The organism is Ramlibacter sp. G4-7 (assembly GCF_057784995.1).
Genome location: NZ_JBYNTT010000001.1, coordinates 607,370 through 616,571 on the forward strand (window position 1 = coordinate 607,370; position 9,202 = coordinate 616,571).

At 68.7% G+C, this 9,202-nt stretch carries 10 protein-coding genes, 1 tRNA gene and 1 pseudogene; 3 read left to right on the forward strand and 9 right to left on the reverse strand.

What is annotated here, in order from left to right; translation table 11 throughout:
- The gene (locus tag AC3EGR_RS02970) at nt 1-420 is read right to left on the reverse strand and encodes a VOC family protein (protein ID WP_488544939.1); all 420 of its coding nucleotides are present in this window, start codon (nt 418-420) and stop codon (nt 1-3) included.
- A 59-nt stretch (nt 421-479) separates the two neighbouring features.
- On the opposite strand from AC3EGR_RS02970, the gene serS reads away from it, so the two are divergent.
- On the forward strand, nt 480-1,790 hold the full coding sequence (gene serS / locus AC3EGR_RS02975; RefSeq protein WP_488544940.1) for a serine--tRNA ligase: 1,311 nt from the start codon (nt 480-482) through the stop codon (nt 1,788-1,790).
- A gap of 44 nt (nt 1,791-1,834) precedes the next feature.
- Nucleotides 1,835-1,925: transfer RNA gene (locus tag AC3EGR_RS02980), tRNA-Ser, on the forward strand.
- Nucleotides 1,926-2,716: 791 nt separating this feature from the next.
- Here the strand turns inward: AC3EGR_RS02980 and AC3EGR_RS02985 are convergent.
- From AC3EGR_RS02985 to AC3EGR_RS03015, 7 genes are all read right to left on the reverse strand, one after another.
- The gene (locus AC3EGR_RS02985; RefSeq protein WP_488544941.1) at nt 2,717-4,099 is read right to left on the reverse strand and encodes a hypothetical protein; all 1,383 of its coding nucleotides are present in this window, start codon (nt 4,097-4,099) and stop codon (nt 2,717-2,719) included.
- Between the two features lie 123 nt (nt 4,100-4,222).
- A complete protein-coding gene (locus tag AC3EGR_RS02990) occupies nt 4,223-4,498 on the reverse strand; it encodes a hypothetical protein (RefSeq protein WP_488544942.1) in 276 nt (91 codons plus the stop codon).
- A 25-nt stretch (nt 4,499-4,523) separates the two neighbouring features.
- A complete protein-coding gene (locus AC3EGR_RS02995; RefSeq protein WP_488544943.1) occupies nt 4,524-4,985 on the reverse strand; it encodes a BON domain-containing protein in 462 nt (153 codons plus the stop codon).
- Nucleotides 4,986-5,013: 28 nt separating this feature from the next.
- Nucleotides 5,014-5,520 carry a hypothetical protein gene (locus AC3EGR_RS03000; RefSeq protein ID WP_488544944.1) on the reverse strand — a complete coding sequence of 169 codons (507 nt, stop codon included), beginning with the start codon at nt 5,518-5,520 and terminating at the stop codon, nt 5,014-5,016.
- A 13-nt stretch (nt 5,521-5,533) separates the two neighbouring features.
- The gene (ku, locus tag AC3EGR_RS03005) at nt 5,534-6,541 is read right to left on the reverse strand and encodes a non-homologous end joining protein Ku (protein WP_488544945.1); all 1,008 of its coding nucleotides are present in this window, start codon (nt 6,539-6,541) and stop codon (nt 5,534-5,536) included.
- Between the two features lie 116 nt (nt 6,542-6,657).
- On the reverse strand, nt 6,658-7,023 hold the full coding sequence (locus AC3EGR_RS03010) for a hypothetical protein (protein WP_488544946.1): 366 nt from the start codon (nt 7,021-7,023) through the stop codon (nt 6,658-6,660).
- Nucleotides 7,024-7,100: 77 nt separating this feature from the next.
- Nucleotides 7,101-7,328, reverse strand: coding sequence for a KGG domain-containing protein (locus AC3EGR_RS03015; protein WP_488544947.1), 228 nt, complete (start codon nt 7,326-7,328; stop codon nt 7,101-7,103).
- 224 nt (nt 7,329-7,552) lie between these two features.
- Here AC3EGR_RS03015 and AC3EGR_RS03020 point away from each other — a divergent pair, with 224 nt between their 5' ends.
- Nucleotides 7,553-8,977, forward strand: a complete 1,425-nt coding sequence (locus AC3EGR_RS03020) for a sensor histidine kinase (RefSeq protein WP_488544948.1) — start codon at nt 7,553-7,555, stop codon at nt 8,975-8,977.
- Nucleotides 8,978-8,992: 15 nt separating this feature from the next.
- On the opposite strand, the pseudogene AC3EGR_RS03025 reads toward AC3EGR_RS03020, so the two are convergent.
- A pseudogene (locus tag AC3EGR_RS03025) lies at nt 8,993-9,202 on the reverse strand (IS110 family transposase); the annotation flags it as partial.

Genomic DNA, 9,202 nt, shown 5'->3' on the forward strand with positions numbered 1-9,202 from the left:
TCACTCGCAGCTGACCATCCACGGCACGCCGAACTTGTCCTTGAGCATGCCGAAGTGGCCGCCCCAGAACGGCGGCGCGAACGGCATCGTGACCTGGCCGCCGGCGGACAGCGCCTCGAAGGCCTTGCGCGCCCGCTCCACGTCCTGCTTGATGTACAGCGACACGGTGATGCCGTTGTAGCCCTCGACGCGGCCGAAGTGGGGCGGGACGTCGCTGCCCATGATCTGGGCGCCTTCGGCTTCGACGGTGGCGTGCATCACCTTGTTCTTCCACTCGGGAGGGAAGTTCTTGTCGGCCATGGGCGAGCCTTCGAAGCGCATGAGCGTGCTCACCTTGCCGCCGAGGCACTGGGCATAGAAGTTCAGTGCCTCCTCGCAGTTGCCGTTGAAGGAGAGATAGCAGTCGATCTGCATGGGCATGGGGGTCCTCCTTGGGGTCGGGCGCCTATGGTACGGAAGGCCCCGAATAAAATCAGCGCATGCTCGACGTCAACCTCCTTCGCAAAGACCTGAATACGGTCGTCGCGCGCCTGCAGGCGCGCAAGTCACCGCAGCCCTACCTCGACGTCGCGGCTTTCCAGCGGCTGGAGTCCGAACGCAAGACCATCCAGACCCGCACGGAAGAGTTGCAGGCCAGGCGCAACCAGCTGTCCAAGCAGATCGGCCAGCTCAAGTCCAGGGGCGAGAGCGCCGATGCCGTGATGGCCGAAGTGGCGCAGGCCAAGGCCGAACTGGACAGCGCGGCCGCGCGCCTGGAGCAGATCCAGCCGGAGCTGGAGGCGCTGCTGCTGGCCATCCCCAACCTGCCGCACGAGAGCGTGCCGGTCGGCGCGGACGAGGGCGCCAACGTGGAAGTGCGCAAGTGGGGCACGCCTCGCAAGTTCGACTTCGCCGTGAAGGACCACGTGGACATCGGCGAGCCGCTCGGCCTGGACTTCGCCACGGGCGTCAAGCTCAGTGGCGCGCGCTTCACGGTGATGCAGCGCCAGGTCGCCCGCCTGCACCGCGCGCTCGCGCAGTTCATGCTCGACACGCAGACCCAGGAGCACGGCTACACCGAGTGCTACACACCCTACATCGTCAACGAGGCGACCTTGCGCGGCACGGGCCAGTTGCCGAAGTTCGAGGGTGACCTGTTCGCCGTGCGCAAGGGTGGACAGGACAGCCTCGCCTCCGAGGAGCAGCAGGCGCTGTACCTGATCCCCACCAGCGAAGTGACGCTGACGAACTTCGTGCGCGACGAGGTGCTGGCCGAGGCGCAGCTGCCGCTGAAGCTCACGGCGCACACGCCCTGCTTCCGCTCGGAAGCCGGCAGCGCGGGCCGCGACACCCGGGGCATGATCCGGCAGCACCAGTTCGACAAGGTCGAAATGGTCCAGATCGTGCTTCCAGACAAGAGCTACGAGACGCTGGAGGAGATGACCCGCCACGCCGAGGCGATCCTGCAGAAGCTGGAACTGCCCTACCGCGTGATGCTCCTGTGCTCGGGCGACATGGGCTTCACCGCGGCCAAGACCTATGACCTCGAGGTCTGGCTGCCGGCGCAGGACACCTACCGCGAGATCAGCTCGGTGTCGAACTGCGAGGCCTTCCAGGCCCGCCGGCTGCAGGCGCGCTTCAAGAATGCCCAGGGCAAGAACGAGCTGGTGCACACGCTCAACGGTTCGGGCCTGGCGGTGGGCCGCACCCTGGTGGCGGTGCTGGAGAACTACCAGAATGCGGACGGCAGCGTGACGGTACCCCCGGTGCTGAGGCCGTATCTCGGCGGCCTGGAGCGGCTCGCGCCCTGAGCTTGGGTTAAACTACCGGCCTTCGCACCACGCGAACCGAATCAGGAGCGGTGGCAGAGTGGTCGAATGCGCCGGACTCGAAATCCGGTGTACGGTTATGCCGTACCGTGGGTTCGAATCCCACCTGCTCCGCCAGAACGTAGTCCAGGGAGGTCCACCGGTCCTCTCGAACGAACAAGGCCTTTGAGAAATCAGAGGCCTTTTGTTTTTTTGGGCCCAGTAACGCGGTGCCTGGTGATGGAGGTCGAATGCGGGCGCGTCGTCTTCCCAGCCGTGCGCTCGCACGAGGCGCTCGCCTCGCTGCCGGCATGGGCGACCGCTCCTGGAGGCATCCATCCAGCTGCACACCTGAAGACCGGCACTGCCCTGCATCAGGTCCCCGACCGCGCACTGCAAGGACGTCCGAGAAAGAGGAAAGCCCGCCTTTCGGCGGGCTTCCTGCTTGGCTCCGGCGTCTTCGCCGGGGGATTCTCCGTCCCACGATATGCGCTTGCAGCACTTCGGGGGCGGCGAGGCCCGGTGCCCCGCGGAATCTGTGCTGCCTGTGCGGGATTATTCTCCGTGTCGGGCTCACCGCACAAGCCGCCCGTGGGCAGGATGCACAAACCGTCCGGACAAAAAAAGAGCCCCGCGCGAACGCGGGGCTTTCCCCTCAATGGCCTCGCTTGCATCGAGACCTTCCCCAACGACACCCTTGGATCGGCCGAAGCGCGATCCTCGATTCCCCTCAGTTCCCCGGCTGGATCTGTACCAGCCACCCCACAAGTTTGTTTCAAGAAGTGTCGACGAAAGGGGGCCGACCGGGCAAGTCCGCTCGGGAGACGGGGATCGCCGCTCATCCCGGCCGCAGGGAGCGAGCGTGAAGAAGTTGGCGAGGCCAGAAAAAAGCCCCGCCTGGGCGGGGCCTCGAAGCGCGGGTGCCGATCTCAGCCCTGGCGCTGGACGAGTGTGATGCGCTCTTCCGCCGTCTGGCTGCCGCTGGTGGCCGTGAGGCGAACCTCGAAGCGGGTGCCGGGGATGGGCAGCCCGCGGGGCGAGACCAGCACGCTGAAGTGCCCGCTGCGGTCGGCCTGCACGGTCTGGTCGGCGACTTGCTGGGTCACGCCCAGCACACCGCCGACGTTGGCGATGGATTCCACCTGCACGCGCACATTGGCGAGCGGGGCGGTGCGGCCCTGGATGGAGAGGTTGCCGTTCGCGTCGACCACCGCGTTGTTCTGGTGGCTGGTCACCGTCAGCGGGAAGGGGCCGCTGCCCTGGCGCTCGAGCCGCTGCCCGCCGGCAGCGACGTCGAAGGTCCACGACTTGGTCGTCGTGTTGCCGGCCCGGTCGCGCACCGTCATTTCCGCGGTGTAGCGGCCCGGGTCGAGGTCGTTGCGGTAACTGGCTTCGTTGTCAGTCACACGCAGGTCGCTGCCCACGTCGCGCCCGTTCAGGCGCAGCCGCACCGAGTCGCGGTCGATGCCACTGCCCTCGTCGCCCAGGCGCGCCGACACCACGGTGCGCCCGCGTTCGCCGACGCGGTCGCCGTTGGCAGGCGTGAGGTCGCCGATCGTGGGCGGACGGTCGTCCCGCTCGCGCCCGCCGCGCGCTTCTTCCTCGCGCGGGTTCAGGTCCAGGCGGGCGGTGGCGCGCTTGTTGCCGTTGCGCAAGGTGGCGACCGCGCTGCGGAACGCATCGGCATCGTCCCGCCGCCGCACGGTGTAGCTGCCTTCGTAGACACCCGGACGGGTCTCGGCGAGGTCGACGCCGTTGATCACGCCGGGGATGTCCAGCCAGGCGTCGCCGCCGGGCGCGCCCTGGAGGCGGAATTGCAGCTCGCGGCCCGGTTCCACCCGCCCCATGGGACGCATCACGAAACGCTCGATCTGCGCCTGCTGCGGCGCGTTGCCCATCGCGAGCGCCTGGAAGCCAGGCGGGTAGTTGAACTGGCGCGAGTAGGTGCGCTCGCCGAAGGTCACGCGCGCGGTGATCAGCTGCATCGGGTCCAGGTGATCGCTGCGGCGCACGACGTACGAGCCGGTGTAGTTGCCGCGCGAGGTCTGGCGCAGCGGCACGGTCACGCCGCTGTCGCCCAGCGTGACGCTGGCGCGCCGCGCGTCCGGCGTGGCGTAGACCTGCACGCGCAGCGTCGCCCCGGCCGACACGCCGGCATCCGAATTGAGCGACATGTTGGTCACCTGCGGCGCCGTCGCGGCGCGCGTCTGCGGCTGGGTCTGCGCTTGCGCGGGCTGCGCCACCAAGGTGGCAGCCACGGGCGCCAGCAGCATCAGTGCCGCCACGGTCGATTTCAAGGTGTGCCTGGGCATGGTCCTGCCTCCTGTGCATGAAGATGAGCTCAACATACGAGGCACGGCCCTGCGTCCGTGTCAGGCCAGGCCGGCGGCGCGCGTCGGCGCACCCGTCCCCGGCTTGCAGGAAAGACCGGCTGGTCAGTGCACCGGGGGTTCGCCGGGGCCGCGTTCCAGCGGCGGCATCTCGCTGGGGGAGCCGACCTGGAAGCTGGTGAGGCGGGTGTCCTCGCCCGCGTCGCCGAAGAACTGGTCCGCTTCGCCGCGCGCCACCTGCACGCGGTACCAGGCGAGCCCGGCCGCCGAAAAGGCGACGAGGGCGATGCCGCCCCAGGAATGCAGGTACCAGGACAAGGCCAGCACCGCCGCCGCGGCAAGGGCGGCGCCGGCGAGCAGCAGGCGGGCGGGGCGTTTCATGGACGGCGGTCGGAGCCGCCTGATGCTATCGGCTTGCGGCCTCCAGGGGAACAGGCACCGGGCGTCCGACGAGTTCCTGGGGGTGCAAGTGCGCGGTGGTGGCGTTCACCAGCCTGTGCACGCCGGGCATGCGCTCCATCTGGGCGATCACCCCTTCGCTCTCGCTCGCGAGCAGGCGGCCGCCCAGGTGCACCACGCCTTCGTGCACGTCGACATGGAGCGCGCGCGGGTGGCTCACCATGCGGTCGAGTGCCAGCTGGATGCGGTCGCGCAGTTCGGCATCGCTGCGCGGGTCGGCAGCCGCCCCTTGCCAGGGGGAGCGGCGGGCGATGCGGCCGCGCCCGGCGCGCCGGCCTTCGCCGGGAAATCCGTCCCGCACGAGGTCCGCGAGCAGGGCGCGCCGGCGCGCACCGAGCTCGGGGTCCAGGTAGTACATGGCCAGCGCGCCGGCGGCGGCCGCACCCAGGGCGGTCATGGGCTTGTTCATGGCGTCTTCCGTCTCATTGTGCGCGGATTCATGCATAGGTCGTGCGGCTCCGGGGGTCGGTTTCGGAAAAGGCGATGCGGACACGGGCGGCGCGCTGCAGCTTGTCCAGCAGCGCTTCCATCGCGAAACCATGCTGGCGCCGCAGGGCCAGGAAGCGCTTGTCGTGCTCGGATTCCAGCCAGCGCTCCGGATCCCGCAGCCACAGCGCCTGCTGGGTGCCCAGGAAGTTGAGCAGCCGGTTGTGCACCGCCAGCAGGTCGGCCATGTCGCCGGCCAGCTCCGGGAACCAGGCGAGCCGGATGGTGCAGGCCGTGTCGAGCGCCGCCGCGGCTTCCACGCCCTCGCCCTGGAAGACGACGGCGAGCCGCTGGGCGTGCACCCATTCGGAGTAGCGGTTCAAGGCGCGCAGCAGGCGTTCCGCCTGTTCGCGGCGCAGGTCGCTGCGCTGCCCATGGCGCGTCAGGAACCAGCTCAGCACGCCGGCACTGGACACGGCCAGGACGAGCCATGCGGCCAGGGAGGTCGTCATTTCCATGCGGCCTCCGGCTTCAGGCCGCCCGCCGCGTGCGGGCGGACTTGGCCGGCGCACGCCTGGCGCTGGTGGTCTTGGCCGCCGTGCTGCGCTTGCGCGGCTTGGCGGCGGCGACGGCGTGTTCCCCGCTCTTGTGCGAGCTTTTGGCGGCCGTCCCCGCGCGGCTGGACGCAGGCGTGCTGCGGCCAGCCGGCGCGGCGGGCTTGGCACCGCCCTTGAGGCTGCGGCGCAGCAGCTCGGTGAGGTCGATCACCTCCGCACCTTGCGCCTGCGGGGCTTCCTCCAGCGGTTCGACGGTGGCGGATTCGCCCGCCTTCGCCTTGCGCTCCACCAGCTTCATGATCGCGTCGTGGAAGTCGTCGCGGAATTCCTTGGCGCTCCAGTGCCCGCTCATCTCGTCGATCAGGCTACGGGCCATCTTCAGTTCGGCCTCCTTGATGCCGCTCTTGCCTTCCGAGGGCAGCGGCAGGTCGTCCCAGGAGCGGATCTCGCCGCCCCAGCGCAGCAGGTTCAGCACCAGGGCCGGGCCGCAGGGCAGCAGCACGGCCAGGTGCTGCTTGCTGTGGATCACCACGCGGGCCAGGCCGGCCTTGCCGGTTTCCTTCAGGGCTTCGCGCAGCAGCCTGTAGACCTTCTCGCCCTTGTTGATCGGCGCCGTGAAATAGGGCTTCTCGAGATAGACGAAGGGCACCTCCGAGATGTCGACGAAGGATTCGATCTCGATGGTCTGGGTCGTGCGCGGGTAGGCCTCGGCGATCTCCTCCGGCGAGAGCACCACATAGTTGCCCTTGCCGTACTCGACGCCCTTCACGACGTCGTCCTTGTCGATTTCCTTGCCGGTGCGCTTGTTCACCCGCTTGTAGCCGACCGGGTCGAGCGAGCGGCGGTCGAGCCAGTCGAAATTGACGTCGCTCTCCTCGGTGGCCGAATACAGGCCGATGGGGATGTGCACCAGCCCGAACGTGATCGCGCCCTTCCAGAGCGAACGCGTCGAGGTCTTGGCCATGCCTTGGGTGTCTGCCATGTTTGCGTGCAAATGTTTCCGCAAGTTTGCGAATGTGCCCGGCCGTGCCCTGTCGGACGTGCCCCGCGGGTCCTGTAGGCCGCAGCCCCTTGCGCGGGCGCGTAGCGGAAAGCGACTTAGAAAATGAGGCGCAACAAGCCGCGCCGCCGAGGCTCCGAGCACTGTTCGCACCGGGCCTGCCAGCGCTGCGCCAGCCGGGCGAAGGTCGTGCGGCAGCCGTGGTCGAAGGAGTCCTGCCGGGACAGGATGTCGAGATTGCAGGCGATGCGGCTGGCGAGCTGCCGGCGCTGGGCGGGGCCGCTGACCTGCATGAAGGCGGCCATGAGCGACAGCGTCGTGGCCCACAGGGCGCGGTTGGCCGCGGCAAGCCGCGCGCGGGCCTCGGCCGCGGCTGGGGGAAGCGCTAACGCCGGCGAGGCGCAGGGCCAGGCCGGCGTGGCAGGGGAGAAGGCGTCGTTTGCGGCCGCGCGGTCCGGGAACATGGGGTGATCCTAGGGATCACCGGGGGCCCGGACTGTCAGCGCCCGGCCCAGTGGCGGACCGCCACGTCCTACGGGACTCAGGCGCGCGGGGACTCGCTGGCGGCGGCGCGGGCGTGGCGCTTCTTGCCGGCGGCGCGAGCCTCCTCGCTCGTGAACTCGTGCGCGTGGCCGCTCTGGTGGGCGGCACGGCCGCCGAGGCTGGCAATCTCACGCTGGCGCTGCGGATCCATCGCGGCGAAACCGCGCAGGGACTTCTTCGTGGCGGGCTTGACGTTGTCGGTGTCGTGGGCGGTTTGGGAATCCATGCGGTCCTCGTCTAGGTTGGTCTGCGAACAAAGGGGGGCGGGGAAGCCCCGTTTTGAGCGTTTGCGCTTCCGGCTGAGGGGAATCAGGTCAACGCAACGGCAGAGTCTGTTCGCATTGCACGCACCGGTTTGTAGGACGAAGCCTCTAGCTATGTCGGTGAGCTCCTTCGCGCGTGCGGCGTGTGCGGGAAGCGTGCAACACGGGATCGCCTAGACTCGCGCCCATGAAATCGGAGACCCTCCCGGCCCCGTCGCTGTCCGCGGAGGCCCACTGGGTGGAAGGGGAACTCGTTCGCAGCCTGATGCGCACCCAGCGCCAGGCGCAGTGGCTGTCCCTGGTGTTGATGGCGGTGATCATCGGCGTCCTGTGGTCGGACGTGGCGCACGCGTGGCTGCTGGCGTGGGCGGTCCTGGGGCTCGTCGCCGCCGCGTGGCGCTGGTCGATCGTGCGCCTTTACCAGCGCGAGGTGGTACAGCAAGGTACCGAGGAACACCTCGGGTTCTTCCGCCGCTACCGCCTGTTCTGGCCCGCTTCGGCGCTGGTGTGGGGGATGGCGACCCTCCTGTACTTCGACCGCTCGTCGCTGACCGACCAATTCATCTGCTGGCTGACGATGGGGGGCCTGGCGATGATCGCGGTCAACAGCCTCTCCAGCCAGCTGGCCACCATGCGCGCCTACATCGACACCATGGCGGCCACCGTGCTGGCGGTCCTGGCCTGGCGCATGGGCGTGGAGCTGCACCTGCAAGGGCCGTCCTACCACTGGTGGCTGGTGGCCCTCCTGCTGGTGTTCTGGCAGGTGCTGCGCCATTCGGGGGAGCAGCTGCACGAGACGCACAGGCGCAATTACGAGCTGCAGTTCCGCAATGCGCAGTTGATCGACTCGCTGACGCGCCAGACGCAGGCCGCGCTCGATGCCGTGGAGATCAAGAACCGCTTCCTGGCGAGCGCCGCCCACGACATCCGCCAGCCGGTGCACGCCCTGGGGCTGTATGCGGACTGGCTGGGGACGGAGCCGGAGCTGGTCCACGAACTCGCGCCCAAGATCGTGGAGTCGACCAAGGCCGTCAACCAGCTGTTCGACTCGCTGTTCGACCTGGCGCGCCTGGATTCCGGCAAGGTCCGCCTGAACGTGGACCGGGTGGACGTGGCCAAGCTGCTGCGCGACCTGGAGCTGCAGTACCGCCCGCTGTGCGAGGCGAAGGGCCTGCAGTTCCGCCTGCGGGTGAGCGCGGGCACGACGATGTCCGACCCCATCCTGCTGCAGCGCATCCTGGGCAACCTGATCTCCAACGCGGTGAAGTACACGCGCCGCGGCGGCGTGCTCGTGGCATCGCGCGTCACGCGGCAAGGCCTGCGCGTGGAGGTATGGGACACCGGCCTGGGCATCGCGCCCATGCACCAGCCCGAGATCTTCCGGGAGTTCTACAAGGTGCCCACGCACGCGGGCACGGAGGACGGCTTCGGCCTGGGGCTGTACATCGTCAGCCGCCTCACGCACATCCTGGGCCATCCGCTGACGCTCTCCTCGCGCCCGGGCCGCGGCAGCGTGTTCCGCCTGCAACTGCTGCCCACCGATCCCCACGCCGCGGCGGACCGGGCGGTGAGCTCACTGGCGCAGATGAAGCCCGCGCGCGGGCCGGGGTAGATACTGTCTCGCAAGTCAAGCGTGAAGTGCGGGATTGAACGGCTTTCCGGACTTCAGTACACCGTAGGCAATCGCCAGGATCTTGCGCATCAGGGCACCGAGGGCGAGTTTCTTTGGCTTGCCCGCCGCTAGCAGTCGGTTGCTGAATGCCTTGCCCCATGGGGTGCGCGTCATTGCCACGATTGCTGGCATGTATAGCGCTCGCCGTATGGAGCTATGGCCTTT

Excerpts from the sequence above, each read along its gene's own strand:
- AC3EGR_RS03010 (WP_488544946.1), bottom strand. The coding sequence starts at position 7,023 with ATGTTCCCGGACCGCGCGGCCGCAAACGACGCCTTCTCCCCTGCCACG.
- AC3EGR_RS03000 (WP_488544944.1), bottom strand. The coding sequence starts at position 5,520 with ATGGAAATGACGACCTCCCTGGCCGCATGGCTCGTCCTGGCCGTGTCC.
- serS (WP_488544940.1), top strand. The coding sequence starts at position 480 with ATGCTCGACGTCAACCTCCTTCGCAAAGACCTGAATACGGTCGTCGCG.
- AC3EGR_RS03015 (WP_488544947.1), bottom strand. The coding sequence starts at position 7,328 with ATGGATTCCCAAACCGCCCACGACACCGACAACGTCAAGCCCGCCACG.
- AC3EGR_RS03020 (WP_488544948.1), top strand. The coding sequence starts at position 7,553 with ATGAAATCGGAGACCCTCCCGGCCCCGTCGCTGTCCGCGGAGGCCCAC.
- ku (WP_488544945.1), bottom strand. The coding sequence starts at position 6,541 with ATGGCAGACACCCAAGGCATGGCCAAGACCTCGACGCGTTCGCTCTGG.
- AC3EGR_RS02985 (WP_488544941.1), bottom strand. The coding sequence starts at position 4,099 with ATGCCCAGGCACACCTTGAAATCGACCGTGGCGGCACTGATGCTGCTG.
- AC3EGR_RS02990 (WP_488544942.1), bottom strand. The coding sequence starts at position 4,498 with ATGAAACGCCCCGCCCGCCTGCTGCTCGCCGGCGCCGCCCTTGCCGCG.
- AC3EGR_RS02970 (WP_488544939.1), bottom strand. The coding sequence starts at position 420 with ATGCCCATGCAGATCGACTGCTATCTCTCCTTCAACGGCAACTGCGAG.
- AC3EGR_RS02995 (WP_488544943.1), bottom strand. The coding sequence starts at position 4,985 with ATGAACAAGCCCATGACCGCCCTGGGTGCGGCCGCCGCCGGCGCGCTG.